Genomic DNA, 24881 nt, shown 5'->3' on the forward strand with positions numbered 1-24881 from the left:
CACCGCACATGACCTACACCCAACCCCTGGGGTATCGCCTGCCCGCGAGCCAGAGTCTGCCGTCGCTCAGTCGTGCCCTCGAGCGGTTCGGGTGGCCACTGTGGCGAACCGAGGTTCTCAGGGCCGTCTCCACGGTCTCCGCCGAACTGCTGGCCTCACACGGCGATCACGGTTCGGTCTACCGCAAGTGGTCCCACGACCAGATCAGTGAGTCCGATCTGGTGCTCAGCCATGTGAGCGACGGCAGCATTGTCTACAGGGCAGCAGAGTTCCTCGACATCGGCCACAGCCTCATGCACCGGATGTCCGCGCTTCCTCTGCCCGTGAAGCTCGACCTGCGGTGCCGCGCGCAGCTCATGGACGACCCGGGCGATCCCGAGCGTCAATGGACCTACGTGCTGTTCGGCACAGAACACCAACGGCTTGAGGACGCCTTCCTGCAGCTGCGAGGCATCGAGGTGTACGCCCTCACCGTCGAGGACGACATCCTGCAGGACCACGAGTCGGATCCGCTCTGGAGCGCGCGCTCCGTCGTGTGGGATCGGGTGCTGGCGCCCTACACCCGCTCATCCCCGCTGTCGATCTCCGCCCCCGAGCCGCAGGTCACCTTCGACATCGGGGAGTCCCTGTACTACACCCACATGGACGACGAGTTTCAGGCGCAGGGTAAAACAACGGTGACTGCCGTCGTGAAAGAGGTGTCACGGATGTTGGGCGACCAAGCACCGGGTGACCTCCTGGAGCAGCTCACCGCACCGATCAAGAGCTGAGCTCGATGGCCCGAACTGACCGGGCCTGACCCCCAACACCCACGTGCGGCGGGTGGGGAGGCACCCCCACCCGCCGACGCGCCGTCCTCAGAGGGAGGGGCGTCTCGCCAGAACCGACCTGGATCCGGCCAGCAACACCAGCATCAAGATGATCCCGACAGCAGCGTCCACTTCTCCGTCGGCGCCGGTGTGCGGCAAGCCCGGTGTGGGGCCGGTTCCGGGTGATGGGGTGGGCGTGGTCGAGGGTTCTTCGGCGGGCAGGGGGGCGGTGATGAGTCCCCAGTTCTTGACGAAGAAGTCAGCCGGATCGATGACGCCGCGCGCAGATGCCCACTCAATGAGGAGTTGGCGGATTTCTCGTTGCTCGTTGTACACGACCTTGGCGTCCGCGACGTGCGGGAACCCGCCGCCACCACTGGCCCGGTAGTTGTTGAGAGCCATCACGAAGGCGTCACCGTCGCCCACGGGTTTGCCGCCGGGGTAGGTCAGGCCCGTGATGCGTTTCCCGACGGGCTGGGAGATGTCGATGGAGTAGTTGAGGCCCGAGAGGATGTCGTAGTTGTAGTCCGGCTCGTCCCCCGCGTTGGTCCCTACCTCGGGGTCGAACGTCGCACCCTCCTTGACCTGGTTGAAGTACTTCGCCGAGTACTCGAGGTAGTCGCGCAGCTGTGCACCGGTGAGCTCCACCGCCATGAGGGTGTTTTCGTAGATGTAGAGACCCGCGATGTCCCGGATGCTCACCTTGCCTTTCGGGAAGACAGCCGTGCGGGAGAAGGGCGCCGCGATGGAGACCAGCGTGGCGTCCCCCAGGTCCTTCCCCAGTGCGGCGGCGACGGTCTCTGTCTGCACCCGGTTGATGAAGTCGATGATGGGTGTGTCCTCGTAGCGTGAAGTCTCCGCCTTCAACTCGGCCACGGAATCTGCCACCGGTCTGTTGACGTAGTCGATGGCCGCCTGGTGCTTGTCGGCCAGGAGGTCCTTGAGCGACTGGTCCTCCGACGAGATCTCGTAGCCGTACGTGGCAACGGCGTGCGGTGCATTGCCCTCACTCCAATCCACCATCCACCCCTGGCCATCGGTGTCTTGTACGAGCTTCACAGTGGTGCGGGTGATGCTGCGCGCCCAGTAGTACGGCTGTGTCAGCAGTACCTTCTCCCCAGCGACGTTGGTGATGATCGTCTCCGGGTCGTCCCGATGGGTGTGTCCGAACAGGATGTAGTCGATGCCCGGCACCTGGTGGGCGACATTGTTGATGGCGTTCTCGTACAGGGCCTGTTCGTCGTAGCCGTCGTCGGGGGCGTCCCCCTTGCCGCTGTGGGCGTTGATGACCACGACGTCGGCCTGCGCCGCGACGATGGGCACCCACTCCTTGGCTGTCTCCACGAGGTCGCGGAACTCCAGGATGCCGTCGACGTTCTGCTTGTCCCAGATCCGCACACCGGGGGTCACCAGGCCAATGACACCGACCTTCACGGTTGTGCCGTCGATGGTCCGTTCGATGATTTTGTACGGCTCGAGCCACGGCTCGCCGGTGGCGACGTCGATGACGTTGGCCCCCAGGAGTGCAGGCCCGCCCTCGTCGGTGTGCAGGTCCCGCTGGTAGGCCTTCAGCATGTCCAGGCCGTAGTTGAACTCGTGGTTCCCGATACCCAGGGTGTCGTAGCCGATGTGACGGAAGGCCTGCGCCATCGGGTGCTCCTCCTCGCCGGACAGGACGGCCCGTCGCCCCTCCCCGAACCCGTAGTAGTAGGTGAGGGGCGTGCCCTGGATCACATCGCCGCTGTCCATGAGGACGACCGATTCGGGCCCCACTTCTTCACGGACATCGTTCACATAGGACGACACCCTGGTCAGGCCCAGCACGTCGGCCTCCTTGCTGTACTCGGCGTTGGCGAAGTAGTCCCAGTTGTAGACGTGTCCGTGAACGTCGGTGGTGCCAAGGAGTGTCAGATCGATGCTGTCCGGCTCTGCATGTGCCGGACTGGTCAGGCCGGCCATCGCGGCAAGAGTCAACGCGGCGACAGCAACACCTGCAAGAGGTCTGCGCATGGGGAACCCTTCGGATCATCGGAGATTGCATCGCACCGGTTGCGACACTGCATCCAGTGCGCCTGACGCTACGTTTTGTCCCAAGGGGCTGTCAACCGTTCTACTGGCTGTCTTTGCGCAGAAAGGAAACTGCGCCCTCCCCGAAGCGCTCAGCCATGGTGGCGTCGTGATTCGGGAACAGGAATGGGTCCCTGGACGTGGTGCCACCGAGACCGGAATTCATGATCGACTCCCCCTGAAGATGTCGGTTCACCCTGGGTGGGAGGCTCTCCTGTTTCGCTGTCAGGATCCAGAAGTGGCCCTTGTTGCACGCTATGAGAATTTCGTCCTTCCCCGCAAAGATGCTGATTCTGCCGTCGTCCTGCGTGTGTTCCATGACCATGCGATCGCCTGCCGTTTCAGTTCAGAGTCCAAAAGCCTCGGGGTATTTCGTTCGTGCGTGATTGAGCAACTCCGGCTCTCTCGACGTTGCGACCACCGCAGTCAACGCTGCCGTCGCCTGGTTTGCCTTCTCGTCCGCCTTGGCGGCCTTGTTTTCCGCACTGGCCTTGCCCTGCGCCCCGAACCAGTAGCCCAGTGCCGTCGCGGTGAGGGGCAGGACCACCAGGAGAATGTCCTTGGCTCGTTGATACTCGTCAACGACGGTGGTGCCAGCGGTGTCCCGTGTGGGTGCAGTGCCGATACGCATTGACACCTCGAACAGCCACCATGCAGCCAGCACCAGGAGAATCAGTGTCAGGACTGGCCGAAACCAATCAGTGACTCCGCGCTCAGGGACCGTTGACGCCGCCGTGTTGGGAGTGATTGTCATGGCTCATACTGGCAGCCACAAAAGAGAAATGTCAATGACATTTAATAGTGCTTCTGTCACTGTCCTGGATGGAACTCGCAGGGTCTGGTGAGGGGCGGAGAACCGTCGTCTCTGCGACCTTGCTTGAGTGAACAATCGTCACCGGAGACAAGCCGTCTCACCCCTCGGCTGACGGGTTCGTGGGCAGCTTGGTGCCCGCGAAACTGTGGTGGAATGTCCCGATCTCGTGGCCGCGGCGGTCGCCGAGACGTCCTGCCAGCACCTGCCCGACAATCACCTCGAGGATGCTGGTCACCAGGGGTGACGCCACGGGCAGTGTGATCCCGATACTGCCGGGGACCGGGGCGGTGCTGATGTGCAGGACCGGAACCCCGTCCCCGACCATCACCTGGACGAGCTCGACCGCGCGGCCCCCGCCGAAGACCACACAACACGACGCACCCGGTAACGCCTCCGCGGGTCCGTGCAGGTACTGGTCGGTCTGGAAGCAGGCCGACGGCAGGCGGCCGGCTTCGCGTACCAGCAGCGCGGTCTCCCCTGCCGAGGCGAAGGACGAGCCTGCGCCGACGCACTCCACGGAGCCCGGCGAGGTCGTGGCATAGTGCCGGGAGAGGAGCCCATCCACTGCTGCCATCACGCTGGGCACCCACTCCCCCACCCGTCGGGGCGCCGACTCGAGCTCGTCGGCAAGACCGGCCAGGCCGAGCGACTCACCGACCAACGCAAGAGCGACAAGCGTGGAGGTGTAGCCGGAGACATATACGCCCGCGTCGGACACTGAACCCAGCGGAACCACGGTGTCGGCCACCGCTACGACCGGGGAGCCGGCAACGTTGGTGATCACGATCCGATGCCCAGCGCAGCGTGCGAGGGCCTCGATGGTTTCGGGGCTCCGTCCGGACTCACTGATGCCGATTGCCAGCGCCGCGGGCGAGAAGGAGAGTCCGCGCCAGTCGGCCGCCGGCCAGTTGAGTACTACCCTGTCGCGGCGCCGAGCCTCGTGGACGAGGAACTCAGCAGCCCACGTCGAAGCCCCCATGGCGAACACGGCAAGCACCTCCCCTGCTCGCCATGGCGGCAATGCGGCCCCCGCCAGCGCCTGCTTCACCGCCGTGGTTGTCCCAGCCAAGCTCTGGGGCTGGTCGCGAAGGGTATTCCAGTAGTCGGCGCGGTCCATTGTCTACCCCTTGATTGCTCCTGCGGACATGCCGCTGACGATGTTGCGCTGGAAGGCGAGTGCAATCAGGATCGGTGGCAGCGCGGCGACGAGGCCGCCCGCGGCAACGAGCCCGAAGTCGGTGGTGTAGCGGCCCGAGAACTCCGCGATGGCCACCGGGAGTGTCTTCGCAGCGTAGGTCGAGGTGAAGACCAGCGCGTAGAGGAATTCGTCCCAGGCCAGGAAGAAGGCAAACATCACGGCGGTGATGATCCCGGGCCTGGCGGTGGGCAGGACCACCCACCACAGTGCCCCCATCCGGGTGCAGCCATCGACGCGGGCCGCATCCTCCAATTCCTCGGGCACGGTGAGGAAATAGTTGGAGAGGATCCACAGCGTGAAGGGCACCACCAGCGCCAGGTCCACCAGGATGAGGCCGAACCGGTTGTCCAGCAGTCGGAGCTGGTTGAGGATGAAGTACAGCGGGATCAGCAGGGCGATCTGGGGCAGCATGTAGGTGCCGAGGAAGACGAGCAGGGTGAGCCTGCGTCCGCGGAACCGCAGGCGGGCAAAGGCGTAGGCCCCGAAGATACTCACTACCATCGCAATCGCCACCGTCACCGAAGCCACCACCAGGGAGTTGGCGATGGCTTCGAGAAATCCTCCACCCACGCCGTTCACTCCCCCAGGTGTGAGGATGGCGATGTAGCGGGTCAGGTCCGTTTCCTGGGGTAGCCAGCGCAGCGGCCTGTCCAGCAGTGAGCGGGCCGGCGTCACCGAGGCGATCGCCGTCCAGAACACGGGAAGCAGGTAGAGGACCGCAACAACCACGGCTGTCACGTGCAGGGCGATCAACTGGCGTCGGGTGGGCCTCACAGCAGGCTCATATCGGACGTGCGAATCAATCGCAGGTAGGTCAGGCAGAGAACGGCGATCGCCAGCACGATGAGCATTGCCATCGCTGAGCCCATGCCGAAGTTCTGGTCGGAGAACGCTGTGACGTAGGTGTAGTAGGAGATCACTGCGGTGCCGTTGGCAGGGCCGCCCCGGGTCATGGCGTAGATGATGTCGAAGACCTTGAACGCCTCGACGGTGCGCAGCACCACCACGATGCTGATCGCGGGCACCAGCAACGGCAGGGTGATGGCGCGGAACCGTTTCCACCAGCCGAGGCCGTCGACAGCCGCTGCCTCATAGATCTCGTGGGGAATCCCCGTCAGGCCGGCCAACAGGAAGAACGCAACAAGCGGGGTGGTCTTCCACGCATCCGCGAGGATGACCAGGTTCATCGCCTGCCACGGCTCGCTGAGCCAGGGCACGTAGTCATGGATCACGCCCAGTTGGGTGAGCAGGGCGTTGAGCGCGCCGTACTGGGCGTTGAAGATTCCCCGCCACATGGCGGCGTTGACGATGGTCGGGATGGCCCACGGGATCACAATGAGGGTGCGGAAGAGCCACCGCGCCCGCAATGGCGCGTTCAGCAGCAGTGCCAAGGCCAAGCCGAAGACCAATTCGACAGCCAGCGAAACCACGGTGAAGTAGAAGGTTCGGCCCAGCGAAGCCCACACCGACGGTGACTGCAGCATCCCGATGTAATTGCCCAGACCGATGAAGGCGGGGGCCGGGTCAAGTGCCGAACGCACGTCGAACAGCGAAACCAGCACCGTGCGGTAGAGCGGGAAGAGCACCACACCGAAGACCGTCAGGATCGCCGGGGCCAGCAACAGCCACGCAAACCGGGTCTGCACCCGGCTCGTGGAGCTGCGCCGACGTCTCGGCGTCCTGACGGCATCAGTGCTCATGCAATCACCCTGCGAGGCTCTGGTTGCCCTGGGTCACGGCATCGTCGAGAGCGGTCTTGACCGGCTTGATGCCCAACAGGGCATTCTGGATTTCCACCTGCAGGATGCTGGAAACCTTGTTGTAGTTCACCACCTGTGGCCTCAGGATTGACTCGGCGTAGGCAACCTTGCAGGCCTTGAACACCTCGGGATTGATCTTCACCACGTCAGGGTTGGAGTAACTGGATATCCAGTTGGGCATGGCCGACTCCGCCAACGGGTCCTGCACCCCCTGGCTCGTGGCGAACTCGATCAGCTTCCAGGCCGCGTCAGGGTTTTTCGAGCCGACGGTGATCGCGAAAGCCATGGCGCCATTGACGCCTGGCCTCATGTTGTCGGCGCCCGTGGGCGTCGCACTGACGCCGCACTTGCCGACGACCTTGGACGCCTTCTCGTCGTTCAGATCCCGGAACGCGGACTCCCAGTTCAACCCGAAAGCGGTGTCACCACTCTGCATGGCCTTGATCACGTCGTCCTCCAGGAAGGTCGGCGAACCCGGGGCCGACGTGCCGTCCTTGAGCGAATCCACCATCAGCTGGAGGGTCTGCTGACCCGGCGTGTCGTTGAAGATCAGCTTCCCGGACGCGTCGGTGAAGGCGCCACCGAAGGAACCGAGCAACTGCGCGAAGTCGCAGACCACGGCTTCGGCCTGCGACCAGCTCCACGCGATCGGGTTCTTGCTGACGCCCTTCTCCATCATCGTCCGTGCTGCTTTCATCACTCCTTCCCACGTGGTGATGTCATCCTCGGTGACCCCCGCCTTCGCCATGAGGTCCTTGTTGTAGTAGAAGAGCTTGGTGGAAGGGAACGCGGGTGCGCCGTAGAACTGCTCCTTGTAGAGGGCAGCCTGCAGAGCGCCGCCCTGCATGTCTGTTTTCCAACTGCTGGGGACGCGGTCGGTGACGTCGGCAATCATCTTCTTCTCGGCGAACTCCGGCGGCCAGATGACATCCATATGGATCACGTCGTAGGTGCCTGCAGCCGCCGAGGTGACGATCTTGTCGTGCAGCGCCTCGTAGGCCACGAAGGTGGGGTTGACGGTGATCTCCGGGTTGGCGGTGGTGAATTTGCTGATCACTGTGGCCCAGTCCTCCTCGGTCCACCCGGCCTGCTTCATCAGGAGGATGTTGACGGTGCCGGTGGGCACACCCCCGGTACCGGCGCTCGTGGGGCCTGCTGCGGGATCGGAGGCTCCCGTGACGGAGCAGCCTGCGGCCCCAGCCGCAACCAAGGCACCTCCGGTGAACATCAATGCCCGTCTTGTCAGAATCATGATCGGCTCCCTTCGATGTGCGCGCGAGACCGCGCGACTGGTGGTGATGACTCCGCCGTCACGTTGGCGGAATGGGAAAGCTGGCTGAGAAGGGCGAGTTCCTGTCGGGCCAGCAACACGGCGCCGCCGACCGGCGGATCAGTGAGCAGCACCACCGGCAGCCTGGGATGGAGCTGATGGACGCCAACGCGGATGGCCTCGGCGAGCCGTGGCTGCGCAGTCACCACGCCCCCGGCAAGCACCACGGCGCCGGGGTTCTGTCCGCCTGCGATGTGCAGCTCCACCAGTTCGACGAGTTCGGAGGCGTGACGCTGGATGACGGTTGCGGCCAACGGTGATCCGGCGTCTGCGGCTGCGAACACGGCTGGCGCCAGACGTCCCCAGTCAGTGATCGAGTGTCGGCGCTGGAACTCGGCGGCAAGGTCCTCCTCCGGCTCCGCGGACGGGGGCAGCCCCAACATGTTGCTGAGGTGGGTCAACGCGATCCGGTCGGGTCGGCCGCGGTCCCACTCGCGCAAGAGGTCGCGGACAAGGTCGCGCACCAGGGCTGGCGCGCTGCCCTCGTCGCCGACCAGGTATCCGTGGCCGCCCAGTCGCACTTCGACCCCGAGGTCGTCCATGGCGAGCACGATGGAGCCGGTGCCGGCGATGACGCTGATCACCGCCCCGGGGTAGCCAGCCGCTGGGCCGACGAGCCCCGCGTCGTTGAGTACTCGCACCGGGCCCATGGACAGTCTCCCCAGCTCCGTGGCAAGGTCGTCGGCGACCCGATCCGAGTCGATCCCGTGGGCGCCCACCACCAGTGCCGACCCGACCACCCGGTCCCCGCCCAGCTCGCGCATCAGAGCCGCGGCGTTGACGGAGCATTCGATCGCAGAACCGGGAGACCACCACTGTGATGTGGGAATCACGTAGTCGGCGAGGCGATCCGGGCCGCACTCGACCCGCACGTGGGTTTTGGTTCCTCCCACATCGACGCCGATGACTTTCCCCGGTTGCACGCTATCTCCTGATGATATTGAGGATTCCCTCACCGTAGTCGTGGCGCGTCTCCAAGGAGTGGTTGTTGTCGAAGCGCTCTCCGGTCGGATCATCGACCCGACCGGAGAAGCTCAGCCCGCGCCGCAGTTCGCTGGAAGGAATTCGTGCCGCCCCTGCCAGCACAGGCGCATACTGACGACAACGACGCCATGCATGGAGACCGTCGGCACTGTTGACCACGTCACTCCCCACCACTCAGCGTGGCCTCACCGGAAGGAGCATCATGATCAGCGAACAGACGTCACCCGAGACGAAGGGCGTCACTGTGGAGGTCCTTGGCACGGTTGATCTGGCGGGCGAGATCACGGGCATGGAGGGACGACAGCTCCGTATGCGCAGGGTGACCATCGACCCCGGGGGCGTCTTCGGCCCGATCCACGACCACCAGGGCCGACCGGGAACCGTCTACATCCTTGAGGGAACAATCACTGACCATCGCAACGGGATCGCGACGGACTACGGTCCGGGATTGGGCTGGCCGGAGGATCGGCACACGACCCATTGGCTCGAGAACAGGGGAAGCGCTTCGGCGGTCGAGATCTCCGTAGACGTCGTCATGAAGGAGTGAGCCTCTATGAGGACGCCCCGGTGGACTTCTGCAGTCGGTCGGCGAGAAAATGCGCGGTCCGGGACCAGGCAAGTTCCGACGCCTGTGCATGGAACCACGGCATGTCCCCGTTGTCGAAGGCATGGTTGGCGCCGGCGTACGTCATGATGGCCGTCTCGGGCTGAAGTGTGAGTGTTGCCTCGATGCGTCGCACTGTCTCCACCGGGATGAAGTCATCGGCCAGACCGAAGTGATGCAGGCTCGGTGCACCCACCCGGTGGTGCTCCACGAGTCCGGGCAGCGCCGAACCGTAGTAGCTCACGAGCGCATCCACGGGCTGGGCAGGATCCTGGGTCTCCAGGGCCGCCGCCACGGCGAAGGCAAGCCCGCCCCCGAAACAGAAGCCGACGAGACCGACGCCTCCGGTCACGTCCTCGCGGTCCCTCAGCGACTGGACGGTGGCCGCGCCATCTGCAACCGCAGCATCCCAGTCGACCGCTCCGGAGCGCGCGACGCCCTCCTGCAGCGCATCAGGTCCCTCGATGGGTGCGGTTGCTCCCGGGCCGAGACGCCAGTAGATCTCGGGAGCAAGCACCACGTATCCCAGATCCGCCAGGTGTCGGGCGCGGCGTTCGATGTAGCCGCTGATACCGAAGATCTCCTGCATGAGGGCGACCCCAGGGCCTGTGCCGCTGGCGGGCAGCCACAGGTGCGCAGGCATCGCGCCGCCGTCGGTGGGGATCAGCACTGTCTCACTCATGCCAGCAGTATGCCGCGGGTGGGCGTCTCTCCTGTGCACCAGATCGATTCAGACCCAGCCAACTCTCAGACCGGGACCGTGATCTGAGCGGATCTTGGCTGGAGGGTGGCGCTGGCCCGCCGCACCCGTCGTTCCCATGATTTCCACGCAGCGCGCCATCTGTGTGATCGGCGCATGGCAGATTGTCGGATGGCAGCGATCCAATCGTGAATGGAGCGGGCATTGCCTGAGTACAGGAAAAGGAAAGCAATACCCTCAGCGCATGGAAATATCTGGCCGTAGACTGTAAGGCAATCCACGCCCTACCGGACTGACAAGTCAAGACAACCCTTGGGGCACACTGAGGGTGTGCATTTGTGTCGCGACGAAGGAGAGTGGAATCGTGGTGAAAAAGCCGCTACACATTGCTTTGCACAACGACTTCCCCGTCGTCGCCCTCGGGTTGAAGACCATGCTTGCGCCATTCGGGGACCGGGTGGTGTTGGTGGAGGTGGCCACTGAGATGCCGGTGGAGGGACCCGTCGATCTCACCCTCTTCGACACCTTCGGCACCGTGCACAGCGAAGGCCAGGACATCGACGCAATCCTCTCCAGCGATGCCGCAGGCAAAGTCGCTGTCTATTCATGGAACCTGCATCCCCAGTTGATCGACGACGCCCTGTCCAAGGGGTGCAGCGGATACGTCAGCAAAGGACTTGACGGCAAGGATCTGGTCGAAGTGCTTGAACGCATTCACGGTGGCGAGGTCGTCGTCTCCACGGAGGCTGAGGGGGCGGACGGCAGACCCGTCACCGCCGAGAACACCGACGTGACGTGGCCCGGCAAGGACGAGGGTTTGAGCCCTCGTGAGTCGGAGGTCATCGCCATGATCGTGCAGGGCTGCACCAACAACGACATTGCTGAACGGAGCTATCTCAGCATCAACTCCGTCAAGTCCTACATCCGCTCGGCGTACCGCAAGATGGGGGTGGAGCGCCGCTCGCAGGCGGTGCGCTGGGGCATGGAGAACGGCTTGTTGCCGGCGAAGAATCGGCTCAAATTCAACTGAGCCTCGGCTCGTGCGCCAGGCAGAGATGACACCCCCGCAGAGGAGGAGGTCCGACTCGCCACACGTTGGGACCGAGACAGGCGCAATCTGGCCGGGTACGTCTGCGGAAAGCACGTCGTGACCGAGAACGTCACCGAGGTGGTGGTCGTGAGCGTGACATCCACACTCACTGTGCCAGCCCTCACGTGCACTGGGTCCCACTCGTGGGGATGAGTCGTGGTGGCTCGAGGCACCGGCCGAGGAAGCAGGGGCAGATGCGGGCGCGGGGTGCTTTCGCCTGACGTCGAGCAGTAACGTCACGCAGCCCCGAAACGCGAGTGACGCGTGCAATAGTGGAGGAAATGGGAGCACCGCAGCCTCCCGCGAGGGCCTCGGCTTGGAAGGGTGACAACGGCATGAGCCTTGAGAAGGTCGTTTTCGGATTCTTCGTTCTCCTCGCGGCCACTCTCAACTTCGGCTTCGTCATCGGCGACATCTCCAATCCCGAACAGCACAACATCTACGAACTGTTCGCGGCATTGGCGGTCAGTCTCATCGCCACAGTTCTGAAGTTCGGTGACCGCACGCAGATCGGAGCAGTCCACCTGGCCACGAGCCTGGTCGCAGATCTGCAATTGATCGCAGCCGGTGTCGCATGGGTGTGGGCCACGGAGATCTCATCAGGCGGACTCACGGCGTACTCCACCTCCAGTGTGGTTTCGCTCGCAGGTGGTGCACTCCTGGCCAACCTCGTCTCGGTGGTGTTGCTGCTGACCGAGACCGTCAGCTTCCGTCGCGTGTGAGCAACGGTCCCCGATGAGCAACCGGCAGCGTTCGTCATGGAAGCGGCTGCTCAGGCAGCGTCGCGCCAACCGCGTGACCTCCATGGCGCACGTCGAGGCGTCTCGCCAGGCGTCCTCGACGATCTTCCTCATCATGCGTCGCATGCGGGCCCCGCTCATCACGCTCATCGTCATCCTGTCGGTCAGCGTGGTGGGCCTCTCCCTCATCCCCGGTGTTGATGGAGAGGGCCGCCGCGCGTTCATCAGCTTGTTCCAAGCCTTCTACTTCATGAGTTTCACCGCTGCCACCATTGGATTCAGTGAGTTGCCCTGGCCGTTCACCGCCGGGCAGCGGCTCTGGGTCATCTTTTCCATCTATCTGTCCGTCATCGGCTGGGCCTACGCACTTGGGTCTCTCCTGTCTCTCATCCAGGACAAATCGTTGCGGCATGCGCTTGCCATGGGGCACTTCACACGCAAAGTGGCTCGGATGCGTACTCCGTTCCTGCTCCTGGCGGGCTACGGACGGGCCGGGGAGCTGCTGGTGAAGGACTTCGACGCGCTTGGCCAGCAGGTGGTGGTGATCGACACGTCCCAGGATCGCATCGACGCACTGGACGTTGCTTCCTTCCGGGCTGATGTGCCGGGGCTGGTGGGCGATGCTGCAAACCCCTATTACCTGCGAGCCTCCGGTCTGGATCACCCGTGCTGCACGGGTGTGCTGGCCCTGACGGGTGATGACGAAACCAACCTCGCCGTAACCATGGCGGCTGTGCTGACACGACCCGATGTGCCCGTCATTTCGCGCACCATATCGAGGGCGACGGCGGAGCGAATGCAGGCCTTCGACACGGTCACTGTCGTCAACCCGTTCGACCGGTTCGGCGACCACCTTCGCCTGGCCCTCAACGCCGCATCGTGCTACCGGTTGCTGGTGTGGCTGGAAGCTGGGCCGGGCGCGAAGGTCCCCGAACTCGTTCAGCCTCCCGTCGACGGCCACTGGGTGGTGTGCGGCTACGGGCGCTTCGGCAGGGAGGTGACCGCTGACCTGCGCGACGCCGGCCTCGACGTGGTCGTCGTCGACGGAGCCGATGACGTCGACCCCGCCCCGGGTCTGGTGGTGGGTGACGCCTCCGATCCGGACATTCTGGCGTCGGCCCGCGTAGCCAGCGCGGTGGGCTTGATGGCTGCCACCGACAACGACACGTACAACTTGTCGATCCTGGCTTCGGCCAAGCGGCTCAACCCGGGAATGTTCCTGGCCGCACGGCAGAACCGGCAAACCAGCGCGGCCCTGTTCGAGGCCATCGAGGTGGACAGTCTGATGGTGCCGAACGAAGTGATCGCGCATGAGGTGTACGCCCAGATCAGCACACCACTGCTGTGGCGTTTCATCCAGGAGATGCCCGGACGCGGAGACGGGTGCGCCTCCGACCTGGTGGAACGGTTGATGGACAACTGCGGCACCAGACTGCCCTCACTGTGGCGGATCAGTCTCCAACCCGGTGAGGCCCCCGCCCTCTTGCACTGGTTGGCTGAGGGTGACGTCACGCTCGGTGACCTTCTTCGCAGCCCGGAGGACCGCGACCAACAACTGAAGGTGGTGCCGTTGATGCTGCTGCGCGGAGACCAGGCGATGCTCGCCCCGCGATCCTCGACGGTGCTGGCGCGCGGCGATCAGCTGCTCTGTGCTGGGCACGTCGCCGAACGGCGCGAACTGCACGCCACTCTGCAGGATGACTCCGTCGCCGCCTACGTCATTGTCAACGAGCGGCTACCGTCCACCTGGGTGTGGCGTGCGCTCTTCGGCCGGCGCAGGTAGGGCCACGGACAACTGTGCGGAGGTTGTGGGACTTGCATGCACCGCACTGACAAGATGGGTCGATGAAAAGCTCCCGACACCTCATCCGGGCTGGGGTACTCCTCAGTGCTTGCGTCGTGGCACTGACCTCGTGTTCCAGCGGGGGAAACGCCGCGAACACGACAGGGTTGATGACCGATGGTGAACTTGTCGTCGCGATGAGCGGGGAGTTCAAGCCGTTCAGCCACTTCGACAACAACGAGCTCACCGGCTTCGACTACGACATTGCGGTGGCGATCGCCGGCGAGATGGGATTGACGCTGAGAACAGAAACTGCAGCGGTGTCGTCTCTCATCCAAGGACTCCAATCACACAGGTATGACGCGCTGATCGCCTCGCTGTCCCCCACGGACAAGCGCAAAGAGGTCGTGGACTTCACCGAGGCCTACTACTCCTCCGGTGCGCAGTATTTCGTCACCACTGACTCGGATTGCCAAAAGTTCGATATCAACTCCGATGTGAAAGTCGGCGTCGCCAACGGGACCACCTATGCCGAGTACCTGAGCGAGCAGGGCTTCACGGGCGAGGTGGTGAGTTTCGAGTCCGATTCCATCGCACTCGAGGACACTGAAGCTGGACGCCTCGACGGAACCATCACCGATCGGCTCGTCGGCCTCTACCAAATCAACGAGGCAGGCCGTGACATGAGGCCATGCGGCGATCCGCTCTACACAGAGGGCCCCGCCATCGCAGTGGCCAAGGGAAGTCCCCTCAAAGATGCAATCGACGACGCGCTCACCAAGATCAAGGATGACGGCACCTATGCCGACATCAGCGAGAAATGGTTCGGCCAGGACATCTCCCAGCCCTGAGGGTGAGTCTGGCCCGGCAAGGCCGAGGGATCGGCTCCTTGGGATCCGGGGGCGTCGCCCCCATCGTTCAGGACCCGGAGCACACCCCCTTGTAGGTGGGTGCACGCCTGCGTAGGCTGCCGAGATGACCGATGGCCGGGTGCAAGCAGCGGACGAGGAATGGCCTGAGCGGATCCGACGTGCCCGGATCGGTGCGGCCGAGGCCGGGATCGACGCATTGTTGCTCTCGCCGGGGCCGGACCTGCGCTACCTGACCGGATATCAGGCGCTGCCGCTGGAGCGGCTGACATGCTTGGTGGTGAGGGCCGGGTCCGATCCGGTGATGGTGGTCCCAAATCTGGAGCGTCCCGCCGCCCAGGCCTCTCCTGCCGGAGCCGCCGGCCTGGAAATTGTGGGCTGGGACGAGACGGATGATCCGTACGATCTCGTGGCCCGCCTCGTACCCGACGCCGCGGTCGTGGCGCTCGACAACCAGATGTGGGCGGAGAAGGTGCTGCGACTGCGCGCCGCCCTGCCGGGCGTCGGGCAACAATTGGCCGGTGAGGTGATGTCGCCGCTGCGGATGCGCAAGTCGCGCGCCGAGATTGACGCGCTCCGGCAGGCCGGGGCCGCGATCGACCGGGTGCACGCGCGGGTGCCCGAGTGGTTGAGGGCCGGGCGCACGGAGCGTCAGGTGGGTGCCGACATTGCCGAGGCCATACGCACCGAGGGGCATACGAGCGTGGACTTCGTGATCGTCGGCTCGGGCCCCAACGGGGCCAGCCCTCACCACGAGTTGTCCGACCGGATGATCCGCCCGGGCGATCCCGTCGTCGTCGACATCGGAGGCACCACATCGGCCGGCTACTGCTCGGACTGCACGCGAACCTATGTGGTGGGCGAGCCGTCCGTGGACTTCCTCACCTCATACGACGTTCTGCATCGAGCCCAGACCGCGGCGGTGCACCACGTCCGCCCAGGGGTGACCTGCGCCTCCGTCGATGCCGCGGCGCGCAACATGATCACCGACGCTGGCTTCGGGGAACTCTTCATCCACAGGACCGGGCACGGCATAGGACTTCAGACCCACGAGGATCCCTACATCGTCCAGGGCAATGACCTGCTCCTGGAGCCCGGCATGGCCTTCTCCGTCGAACCGGGGATCTACCACCCCGGTCACCATGGCGCACGCATCGAGGACATCGTCGTGTGCGTCCAGGACGGCGTGGAATCGCTGAACCGGGGCAACCATGACCTCGTACTGGTTCCGGCCTGATAGCCCGGGAGGTCCCTCCGACCGCGGCGGGGCGTTCCGCAGGCTCAGCGAACGCCGCGCATCGTCTTCTTGAGCGTCGGGACGAACGCTGCCAGAATCACGCCCAGCACGATCGAGGTGCCACCAAGGAACGAGAAGTACGGGACCTCGTCGTTCCGATCGTAGAAGCCAGCGAGGATACCCGCGAGGGTGGTGCCGATGGACACGGAGAGGAAGAACAGGGCCACCATCTGGGTTCGGAATGCTTGCGGTGCCAGCTTGGTTGCCACCGAGAGACCGATCGGGGACAAGAACAACTCGGCCAGCGTGAACAGGAACAGGATGAAGACCAGCCCCAGAAGTGGTGTGCTGTTGGGTCCCCCGCCGGCGAACGGGATGAAAGCCAGGAAAGCCAGACCCATGACAATCAGGCCGCAGGCAAATTTCAGCGGCGAGCTGGGCTGGCGTGATCCCAGCTTCGTCCAGACGGCGGCGAAGATCCCGGAGAAGACGATGATGAAGACGGGGTTGATCGACTGGACCCAACTCGGCGGCATTGTCCAGCCGAGAATGGTCCTGTCGAGACTCTCCTCGGAGTAGATGGCCACGACGGTGAACTGCTGCTGGAAGAGGGCCCAGAAGGCGGCTGAGGCGATGAAGAGGGGGATGAACGAGACCACCCTGCTGCGCTCGGTGGCATCAACACGGGGACTTTTCAGCAAAAGGACGAAGTAGGCGATGGAGGCGAGAATTGCCAGACCTGCCATGACATTTGCCAGGTTGCCGGCATTCACGAGACCGGTGAAAAGCACCCCGACGATCACCGCGAGGGCAGCAACCCCGACGAGAGCGAAACGCCCGAATTGTGCCGACGGTAACGGGTTGGGTATGTCGTGTGCCGCTGCCGGAAGATTCTTGCGGGTGAGTGAGTACTGCGTCAGACCCACTGCCATCCCCACGGCTGCGGCGCCGAATCCGAAGTGGAAACCCCAGCTCTGCTGCAACCACCCGGTGATCAGCGGTCCCACGAGGGCACCGACGTTGATGCCCATGTAGAAGATCGAGAACCCGGCGTCGCGACGCTCGTCCCCCTCCTCGTACAGTGTGCCGACCAGAGACGTGGCGTTGGCCTTCAGACCACCGGAGCCGACCGCGATCAGAATGAGCCCGATGGTGAGCCCGACGACGTCTGGCAGCACCGCCAACGAGATGTGGCCGAACATGATCATGATCGCGGAGTAGAGCAGCACCCGCTCCGAACCCAGCAGACGGTCAGCCAGCCAGGCTCCGAGGATCGTCGACAGGTAGACCCCGCCGCCGTAGGCGCCGACCAGTCCGGTGGCGACACCGCGGTCGATGCCCAGCCCGCCATCTGTGACGGTGAAGTACATGTAGTAGAGCAGGATCCCCTGCATCCCGTAGAACGAGAAGCGCTCCCACATCTCCACGCTGAACAGGTTGGCCAGCATGCGGGGATGTCCGAAAAAGGATGCCCGGGTGTCGCTTGGGGCGGGCGACTCGACGGTGCTCATGCGTACAGTGGAAACCCCACGGACTGTGATGTCAACCTCGAGACCCTAGTCGTCGCGGCCTGACCACCCGAGGATGCGCTTGGCTTTGCCGCAATCGAAGAACCCCTGGTTCCCCGATAATTGCCCTCGGATCTGTGTTCCCGGATGCCGGGACCTGGCAAATGCCTCGGAATCCTCGTCGAGAACCGTCCGGTCCGCTACGACAAAGAACACCTCGTGGCCGGACAAATCGGCGGTGAGCGCCAACCGGCAGGCGTCGATCCACATGCGGTGTGTGGTGTAGCCCCACAGTCCGCGTGCTGCTCCCTCGCTCAGGTCACCGGAGCTGTTTCGTTGGGCTTCGGCACGGTCACGCATGAACATGTGCAGACGAAGACTGGCGACGCTGAGATCCGGATGCAGGCGTACGACGGAGTCGGCCTGCTGCTCCCCCACCCATTTCGACAGACTGTAAGGGTCCTCGTTCCGCGTGGCGTGGTCCTCGTCGACGGGAAAGTAGTCGAACGCGGGCGCCCGGCTCCAGGTCAGCCCCATCGCGTTGACACTGGACGCCATCACCACTCGACGCATGCCCAGCTCAATCGCGACGCACAGCACGTTGTAGCTCGCCGTCACGTTGTTGTTGTGCACGAGGTGAGGCGGGTACCCCTCGGGTTTCGGAAAGCCTGCGAGGTGCACGATGGCATCGGCCCCACCGCAGGCATCAAGTAGGTCCGCATGATTGTCGGCACTCACCCCCACGAACCCTTCACCCCATTCTCCGTCGGGCGATGGAGGCACGCGGTCTGCGATGACAACGTGGTGGCCGGCCGCAGCAAGGCCGCGCACCGTGACCTGCCCCACCCGTCCGCTCCCACCGGTCACCACTACGCGCATGCTGCACCTTGCCTCGTCACTCCCGCGAAACCCATCACCGCTCGACCTCCAGTTCATCCATCAACCCCTGCATGTAGCCGATGCTCAAGCTCCAAGGATTGCGTCCATCCCCCACCATGCGGGGAACGTGATCCACGATGACAATGCCATTGAACCCGACCTCCTTGAGTGTTCTCATGTAGCGCCGCATGTCGCCGTAGCCTGCGTCGATGAACGTTTCCGTGAACCTCGGTAAAGGGGCGTCGACGTTCCTGAAATGGACTTTCCACAGCCTCCCCTGAGCAGCGAACCCTCGAATGGCCTCCTCCGGCGTACAGCCCATGGATGCGCCGCCCTCCAACCAGGTACCGAGACACAGGCAAATCCCCAGGTTCGGACTATTGGCGAGCTCAAAAGCTTGCTGATATCCCTCCCAAGAACTTGCGACACACCGTGGTACTCCTCCCAGGGTGAGGCCCGGCGGATCGTCCGGGTGGAGCCCGATGTTGATGCCGAGTGACTCCGCCACCGGCGCAACCTGTTTGACGAAGTAGTGGAAGTTGGCCCAGATCTCCTCTGGTGAGTACTCGCACCCGTCGACGGTCGTCATCGCATACTCATCGCCCACCCAGAACCCAGTCGCGGTCTCAGGCTCATACATTCTCGCCAGCGCACCCCCTCGGGCGCTACCCGGTTGCGAAGACTGCCAGATGCCATTCGCCATGTGCGCGTACGTCGTGTAGGTCAGTCCAAGCGCAGCGATATTGGCCAAGTAGTGAAGGTATTCCTCAATTTTCTGATCTCGATCTGGGAGACCGAGAGTCACCGACCTCATGTTGTGGACCGAGGTGTCCCCAATGTTGGTCAGCGCCAGACCTGCGGACTCGATTCTGGTCTTGACCTGCCGGAGGGTGTTGAGATCCGCTCCGGTCGTGCTCACCGTGACGTACCGAACACCGATCTGCAGGGCGTACACCAGGTCATCGTCATCAAACCCCTCGTGAAGCTGAAGCGTGAGTTTCACCGATTGTGTCCTTCTCGTATCGGAGGATGCATCATCGTGAGTGCCAGATTGGAGATGAGCGCATCAGGACACGATCGCCAGCTTGCCCGGCGCACCCTTCTTGAAGGCCTTGTAGGCAGCGACGCCTTCGCGAAGCCCATACGTTGCCGTGACCATGCGGTCGGGGTGGAGGTTCAAGCGAGAGATGAGTCGGACTGCCTCAGAGGACTCAGCCATGCTCGACACCCACGAGCCCTTGACTGTCAATTGCTTCATGATGAACAACTCCGCCACATTCACACTGAGGTCACCCCCGCCGAATCCAATGAAAACAACGCGTCCCCACACTGCCGCTGCCTCGAGGCACAGATGTCGAGCGGCATCACTACCCGTGCAGTCGATGGCAACATCCACCCGATGCCCTCCTGTGAAGTGATTCACTTCCTCCACAGCATCCGCTTCGGCGGAGCTGGACACCGTGTGGACAATCCCGAACTCGCGCGACTTCTCAGCGCGAGCGCGGTCGATGTCGACTCCCATCACGATGGCGCCAAGTGAGGACGCGATCATGGCCACGGAAAGCCCCACAGGTCCGAGTCCAGCGACCAAGACGAAGTCGCCAGCCGTGATCGTGGCCTTTCGGCAAGCAGAAAACGCTGTCGAGAAGCCACACGCAACCATGGCGCCGTCAATAAATGAAACATTGTCCGGAAGATGAATCAGCGATCTTGACTCAGCCAGCAGGTACTCCGCGTGTCCGCCGTTGCGATGACCGCCGTATGCTGCACGCGCGCTGGAGCTACAACTCACCGGATAGCCCATCAAGCAGCTTCGACAATATCCACATCCCAGAAGGTGGTGGGCCGAAACCCGGTCTCCAGGAGAGAACCCCGTGACCAGTTCGCCCACCTCCTCGACCTCCCCCGCCGGTTCGTGGCCCGCCGCAATGAATGCTCCGTCTGGGCCGCGCAGGCCCTCTTCCGTGTCGTAAGTGTGGAAGTCACTGCCGCAGAGTCCCGACGCCCGGATCCGGATGAGTACCTCTGTCGGCCCTGGGGCCGGCACCTCGAAGTCACGAATCTCCGCCTTGCTGTTGCCAATGAACACAAGTCCATCCATGGGTGGGATCTTCTCCTCTCGTCAAATTCTCGGAGGTGGAAAGCGGACTTCGGGAACGCTGTGCCGACACGGAGCGGGTAAGCGATTCGTTGGACATCAGTCCTTCACCGCTCCAGCCGTGAGCCCTAAAGAGATGTAGCGCTGCGACGCAATGAGAAGGATGGTCGCAGGGATGAGTGCAATGGTCGCGGTTGCCATGATTCCACCCCACTCCACATAGTCGTACGCAATGAATTTGAAAAGACTCAGTGAAAGCGGGGTGATGGTTCCGTTCGTATTGAGCGTGACCGCCCACAAGAAATCACCCCAAGCGAAAAGAAAGCTGAAGAGTCCTGCGGCTATGATTGCGGATCTCGTGGTCGGAATGATGACCGACAACAGTGTTCGCCACTCCCCCGCGCCATCCAGATACGCGGCTTCCCTTAGCGACGCAGGGATCCCGGCTATGAAGGGAGTCAACACCAATACCGTGAACGGCACGCCAGCGGAACTGTTTGCGATCACCAGACCTGGAATGGAGTTGAGCAGTCCAATCTTGCTGAAGATCAGGAAGACGGGGGTTGCGATCATCACCGTGGGGACAACTTGGGTGATCAGGATGAGGAACATAGCAACCGCAATCCGGCGCCAGCGGAAAACAGCCAAAGCGTAGGCGGCGGGTATCCCGATCACCAACGACAGCGCAGCAGACAGCACTGCGATGAGCAGACTGGTTGCCAAAGGACCGAACTGCGCCGAGATATTGGCATAGTTCTCCAAGGTGAATGTGCGGGGGATGAGGGTGGGGTTGGGTTTGTAGAAGTCCGACGTCGGTTGGAACGACGACAGCACCACCCATGCCAAAGGGAAGAGCAGAACCGCAAGTATCGCTATCCCCACCACGGTCTGACCGTAGGGACCAACTGAACTTCTGAACCTACGCATTAGCATGCTTCCTCTGGACGTACGTGTAGCCGATGATGATCAGCCCCGACAGAAGAAAAAGGACATCCGCGACTGCTGCACCCTGACCGAATTTGTTGCTCTGGAAGGAGAGGCTGTAGGACCACGTCGAAAGCAGTTGGGATGAGTTTCCCGGCCCGCCCTTGGTGAGCGTCCACACGAGGTCGAATTGCTTCAGCGTGTATACGAACCCCAACACCAGCAGGACTGCTATGACGGGGCGGAGTGCTGGCATGGTGATGTACCAGAAGCGCTTCCAATAGCCGGCGCAGTCGATGGCGGCAGCTTCGTACTGTTCCGTTGGTATGCTCTGGAGGCCCGAGTGCAGCAAAACCAGGTTGAAGGCTATGCCGATCCAGATGTTGATGATGATGATCGACACGAGCGCTGTGTCGTTTGACGTCAGCCAGTGCACAGGCGCGACACCGAAGACCCCAAGGAGTTGGTTGAGAAATCCGCTCGGATCCTTGAAAATGAAGCGCCACGCGGTGGTTGCCACAATGGAGGGCACGAGCCATGGGAGAACCAGCATTGCCCGAATGGTTCGACTCAGCGGAAAGTTGTTGTAGAAGAATAATGCGAGCGCGAGTCCAATGATGAATTGGACGAACAGCGAGGCGAGGGTGAAAAAGAGGGTGTTCAAGAGGGCCGTACCGAAGTTTGGGTCTGTGACTGCGCTGACAATATTTGCAAAGCCAACGAATTCGGAAACGCCCGTGATCATGGATTTCAGATCGTAGGACTGAAAAGTGAGCCAGATGTTGAACGCGATCGGATATCCGAATACCAGGAGCAAAAACGCCAGTACCGGCAGGATGAAGAGCACTCTTGCCGCCGACGCGCGCATCCCGTGCGGACGGCGACGAACGGAGTTTTCTATAACGTGTGACATGTCACGGTTCCCTTGGCTGAGTGCTGGAACACGATTTCAGTTGGTCCTTCTCGATGATCATTGGCCTGCAGGCGGGAGCTGTTACCCAGCCCCCGCCACATCACGGGCGGTGCTGGCCTATTCGCCCTTGGCAGCTGAGGCCTGCGCCTCAGTCATCGCATCCTGAGCGGTTGCGTCACCGGTTGCGATCTTCTGGAGAGCCGTCGAGATGGCCAGAGTGCGGGACTGGTAGTCCGCACCCACCTCCTCGGTGCGTCCACGCGACGTCTTGAGCTGTTCGGAGAGCACTGTCAGGAACGGGGATTCCCTCAGAGCCGCCTCCTGAGCCGGAATGTAGGAAGGCAGGTACCCGAGCAGCTTTGTTCTCTTGACCAGCCCCTCAACGTCGGTCGACCACGAGACAATGCACTCGCTCACGGCCTGGAGCTCGTCACCGGAAACGCTGGAACCTGCAGACAGAACCTCCCCACCGAACGGCACGATGGGCGCGCTGCCGTCCTTGCTCACTTGCGTTGTCATCCCAATCTCGATGCCGTTGGCCTTCGCCTGCTCCAACAAGTTACTGAGAGTCCACGTCCCAACCTGCGCCATCGCAACCCGCCCCGCGGCCACCTCGCCGATGATGTCGGTGGACTGCCATTGCAGCTGTGCCTGCGGTGCGTAGCCGTCTTTCAGAAACGACGCCCAGAATGTCGCGGCTTCGACGGCCTCAGGGGACCCGAGATCAGCAATGGATCCCCCAGCCGACCACAGCTGAGCCCAGAAGTTCCACGAGAGTGTCTCGCCGGCCACAAATGTCTGCGCGAATCCGTACCGGCCATCGGTTGTCAGCTTCTTTGCCGCCTCGGTCAGGTCAGCCCAAGACTTTGGAGCTTCCAGGCCGGCTTCATCCAAGAGCCCCTTGTTGTACACGACGACTTCGCCGTTGTTTCCAACAGGGAGGCCGTACTGCCTACCCTCGAACTGACCGGACTTGAATGGACCCTCGACGAAGTCGTTGGGGTCCAGGTCACCTATGGAGATCGGCGAGAGCACCCCGGCGTTCGCCAGCCCGGCCACCATCTGGTTGTCCGCCAGGATCGCTGCCGGACCATCTCCACTGGCTGTGAGCTGGATGGCCTTGTTGAAGATGTTCTCCGAGTCCACCTGCAGCTGCTCAAACTTGTACCCCGTGTCCGCGGAGCATTTGTCGAAGAACTCCTGGTACATGGGAAGCTGATCGCCCTGCGCGTAGGTCAGCACCACTAGCGGCCCCTTGTCCTTCGGCTCCTGCGGCCCGGCGGGGCCACTAGCGTTCCCGCCACATGCAGTGACGGCCAACGCTGCTGCCATCACGGCAGCAACTGCGAGCTTGTTCATGAGTCTCCTCTGACTTGGATGTGCTGGCGCGGAACGATCTGTGTACCGGCAGCGGTGATATCGGAACTCTTCGTGTTGATGAGCGCTGCCAAACGACGTCCGCAGCGAGGTCGTAGCTGGTTGCGTGGCCGCGGATGGCGGCGCTCATCCCTGTCCACTTGTGCGTCAACTTACATCCCTGTGTCAGCATGTGCAACGGCGTTGTAGATATTGCGACCACATTGATGCAAGACTGTGACCATGAGCGACCCGCGACGTGGCGAAGCCCCGACCTTGGTGGATGGGCACTCCGGATCTGTGACGGCTCCTTCGGGACCACCACGAGCGGACATGCAGGTGTTCGACAGGCACGGAGCAATGGCGACGCCGTCGATGGTGACCTCTCTGGACGACGAGCGAAGTGGGCACCCGATGAACAACGACAAGGCCGACATGGCAACACGACCAGCGGCACACCCACCCGCAGAGCGTGAAAAGCCGTCGTCGCTGACGATGCTGAAAGGACTGCGAATCTTGGAACATGTCGCCACCCAGTCCGAACCACTCGCCGTTGGCGATGTCGCGTCCGCCCTCGACCTGGACAAGTCCACTGTTTCCCGGCTCCTCGCCGCTCTGCGCACTGCGGGATACGTACGTCAGGCGCCGGACCGTCGTTACCAATTGACTTCCAAGCTGTTGTTCCTGACGCGCAACTTTCGCCCCGCCGAGCATCTTCGCGACATTGCCCGCGCTGCGGCGCAGCAGCTGCACGAAGCGTTGCAAGAAACCGTCCACGTCGCGTCCATCAGTTCCGGCGAGATCGTCTTCGTCGACTTTCTTGAGTCCCCCCATGCCGTGCGCATCCAACTCCCCACCGTCCCCTCGCCCCTGCACGTGACGGCCATCGGCCGGGCGGCGCTCTCGCGGATGTCCACCGACGACAGGCTTCGGGCGCTCCACGAGTCCGCCGTTGCCGCAGGTCTCCCCCTCGCCGATGTGGACACGGCAGAGTTGAGAGAATCCCTCACGATCGCCTCTCAGCGTGGCTACGCCACCTACAACAGCGGAGATGAAGTGATTCGAGTGGCGGCGGCCATCACCAACGAGACCGGGGAGCCAGTGGGCGGCATCAGCGTCTCTGGTCCGGCCTACCGGATTCGTGACGAGGTGGGAGCGATTGGTCAGATGCTCGTCACGGTCGCATCGGGGGTTCAGGGGTGACGCCGTGAGCGGCCG

Annotated in this window: 24 protein-coding genes; 8 read left to right on the plus strand and 16 right to left on the minus strand. The window is 63.1% G+C overall.

The annotated features are described in order from the left end of the window. Positions 1-8: 8 nt before the first annotated feature. Positions 9-770: a hypothetical protein gene (locus tag EAX62_RS11050; RefSeq protein ID WP_121901689.1), complete on the plus strand. Its 762-nt coding sequence runs from the start codon at positions 9-11 to the stop codon at positions 768-770. A gap of 87 nt (positions 771-857) precedes the next feature. Here the strand turns inward: EAX62_RS11050 and EAX62_RS11055 are convergent, their stop codons facing one another. The 8 genes from EAX62_RS11055 to EAX62_RS11090 form a co-directional block, all read right to left on the minus strand. Then, positions 858-2819 (minus strand): bifunctional metallophosphatase/5'-nucleotidase, encoded by a 1962-nt coding sequence (locus EAX62_RS11055; RefSeq protein ID WP_121901690.1) that lies wholly within the window; start codon positions 2817-2819, stop codon positions 858-860. Positions 2820-2919: 100 nt separating this feature from the next. After that, on the minus strand, positions 2920-3195 hold the full coding sequence (locus tag EAX62_RS11060; RefSeq protein WP_147454089.1) for a hypothetical protein: 276 nt from the start codon (positions 3193-3195) through the stop codon (positions 2920-2922). A 27-nt stretch (positions 3196-3222) separates the two neighbouring features. Further along, positions 3223-3630 (minus strand): hypothetical protein, encoded by a 408-nt coding sequence (locus tag EAX62_RS11065; RefSeq protein WP_121901692.1) that lies wholly within the window; start codon positions 3628-3630, stop codon positions 3223-3225. Positions 3631-3787: 157 nt separating this feature from the next. After that, positions 3788-4807, minus strand: coding sequence for an SIS domain-containing protein (locus tag EAX62_RS11070; RefSeq protein WP_121901693.1), 1020 nt, complete (start codon positions 4805-4807; stop codon positions 3788-3790). A gap of 3 nt (positions 4808-4810) precedes the next feature. Continuing rightward, the gene (locus tag EAX62_RS11075; protein WP_121901694.1) at positions 4811-5662 is read right to left on the minus strand and encodes a carbohydrate ABC transporter permease; all 852 of its coding nucleotides are present in this window, start codon (positions 5660-5662) and stop codon (positions 4811-4813) included. Further along, complete coding sequence (locus tag EAX62_RS11080; RefSeq protein ID WP_121901695.1) at positions 5659-6588, minus strand: carbohydrate ABC transporter permease; 930 nt, start codon at positions 6586-6588, stop codon at positions 5659-5661. The genes EAX62_RS11075 and EAX62_RS11080 overlap by 4 nt, the downstream gene beginning before the upstream one ends. Before the next feature lie 4 nt (positions 6589-6592). Further along, positions 6593-7900 (minus strand): extracellular solute-binding protein, encoded by a 1308-nt coding sequence (locus tag EAX62_RS11085; RefSeq protein WP_121901696.1) that lies wholly within the window; start codon positions 7898-7900, stop codon positions 6593-6595. Continuing rightward, a complete protein-coding gene (locus tag EAX62_RS11090) occupies positions 7897-8901 on the minus strand; it encodes a BadF/BadG/BcrA/BcrD ATPase family protein (protein WP_158600648.1) in 1005 nt (334 codons plus the stop codon). Before EAX62_RS11090 ends, EAX62_RS11085 begins: the two co-directional genes overlap by 4 nt. Before the next feature lie 263 nt (positions 8902-9164). Between EAX62_RS11090 and EAX62_RS11095 the strand changes: the two genes are divergently transcribed. Then, positions 9165-9509 carry a cupin domain-containing protein gene (locus tag EAX62_RS11095; protein ID WP_121901698.1) on the plus strand — a complete coding sequence of 115 codons (345 nt, stop codon included), beginning with the start codon at positions 9165-9167 and terminating at the stop codon, positions 9507-9509. Between the two features lie 4 nt (positions 9510-9513). Here the strand turns inward: EAX62_RS11095 and EAX62_RS11100 are convergent, their stop codons facing one another. Then, positions 9514-10248, minus strand: a complete 735-nt coding sequence (locus tag EAX62_RS11100; RefSeq protein ID WP_121901699.1) for a dienelactone hydrolase family protein — start codon at positions 10246-10248, stop codon at positions 9514-9516. A gap of 382 nt (positions 10249-10630) precedes the next feature. Between EAX62_RS11100 and EAX62_RS11105 the strand changes: the two genes are divergently transcribed. From EAX62_RS11105 to EAX62_RS11125, 5 genes are all read left to right on the plus strand, one after another. Next, the gene (locus tag EAX62_RS11105) at positions 10631-11296 is read left to right on the plus strand and encodes a response regulator transcription factor (RefSeq protein WP_199711236.1); all 666 of its coding nucleotides are present in this window, start codon (positions 10631-10633) and stop codon (positions 11294-11296) included. A 395-nt stretch (positions 11297-11691) separates the two neighbouring features. Beyond that, on the plus strand, positions 11692-12078 hold the full coding sequence (locus EAX62_RS11110; protein WP_121901825.1) for a DUF6394 family protein: 387 nt from the start codon (positions 11692-11694) through the stop codon (positions 12076-12078). Between the two features lie 13 nt (positions 12079-12091). Further along, a complete protein-coding gene (locus EAX62_RS11115) occupies positions 12092-13879 on the plus strand; it encodes a potassium channel family protein (RefSeq protein ID WP_121901700.1) in 1788 nt (595 codons plus the stop codon). 170 nt (positions 13880-14049) lie between these two features. Next, complete coding sequence (locus EAX62_RS11120) at positions 14050-14730, plus strand: transporter substrate-binding domain-containing protein (RefSeq protein WP_158600649.1); 681 nt, start codon at positions 14050-14052, stop codon at positions 14728-14730. Positions 14731-14854: 124 nt separating this feature from the next. Further along, entirely contained in the window at positions 14855-15985 is a 1131-nt protein-coding gene (locus EAX62_RS11125; RefSeq protein WP_121901702.1) for a M24 family metallopeptidase, read from the plus strand. Positions 15986-16029: 44 nt separating this feature from the next. Here the strand turns inward: EAX62_RS11125 and EAX62_RS11130 are convergent, their stop codons facing one another. From EAX62_RS11130 to EAX62_RS11160, 7 genes are all read right to left on the minus strand, one after another. Continuing rightward, positions 16030-17496 (minus strand): peptide MFS transporter, encoded by a 1467-nt coding sequence (locus EAX62_RS11130; protein ID WP_121901703.1) that lies wholly within the window; start codon positions 17494-17496, stop codon positions 16030-16032. Positions 17497-17541: 45 nt separating this feature from the next. Then, positions 17542-18372: an NAD-dependent epimerase/dehydratase family protein gene (locus tag EAX62_RS11135; protein ID WP_158600650.1), complete on the minus strand. Its 831-nt coding sequence runs from the start codon at positions 18370-18372 to the stop codon at positions 17542-17544. Positions 18373-18406: 34 nt separating this feature from the next. Then, positions 18407-19375 (minus strand): mannonate dehydratase, encoded by a 969-nt coding sequence (locus tag EAX62_RS11140; protein WP_121901705.1) that lies wholly within the window; start codon positions 19373-19375, stop codon positions 18407-18409. A gap of 63 nt (positions 19376-19438) precedes the next feature. Then, positions 19439-20473 carry a zinc-binding dehydrogenase gene (locus tag EAX62_RS11145; protein WP_121901706.1) on the minus strand — a complete coding sequence of 345 codons (1035 nt, stop codon included), beginning with the start codon at positions 20471-20473 and terminating at the stop codon, positions 19439-19441. Positions 20474-20569: 96 nt separating this feature from the next. After that, positions 20570-21355 (minus strand): carbohydrate ABC transporter permease, encoded by a 786-nt coding sequence (locus tag EAX62_RS11150; RefSeq protein WP_158600651.1) that lies wholly within the window; start codon positions 21353-21355, stop codon positions 20570-20572. A 34-nt stretch (positions 21356-21389) separates the two neighbouring features. After that, on the minus strand, positions 21390-22307 hold the full coding sequence (locus tag EAX62_RS11155) for a carbohydrate ABC transporter permease (protein ID WP_121901708.1): 918 nt from the start codon (positions 22305-22307) through the stop codon (positions 21390-21392). 117 nt (positions 22308-22424) lie between these two features. Beyond that, complete coding sequence (locus tag EAX62_RS11160; protein WP_121901709.1) at positions 22425-23666, minus strand: sugar ABC transporter substrate-binding protein; 1242 nt, start codon at positions 23664-23666, stop codon at positions 22425-22427. Positions 23667-24077: 411 nt separating this feature from the next. Between EAX62_RS11160 and EAX62_RS11165 the strand changes: the two genes are divergently transcribed. Further along, a complete protein-coding gene (locus EAX62_RS11165; protein WP_158600652.1) occupies positions 24078-24866 on the plus strand; it encodes an IclR family transcriptional regulator in 789 nt (262 codons plus the stop codon). Positions 24867-24881 lie beyond the last annotated feature (15 nt).

It is taken from the genome of Tessaracoccus antarcticus, assembly GCF_003688855.1.
GTDB lineage: Bacteria > Actinomycetota > Actinomycetes > Propionibacteriales > Propionibacteriaceae > Arachnia > Arachnia antarctica.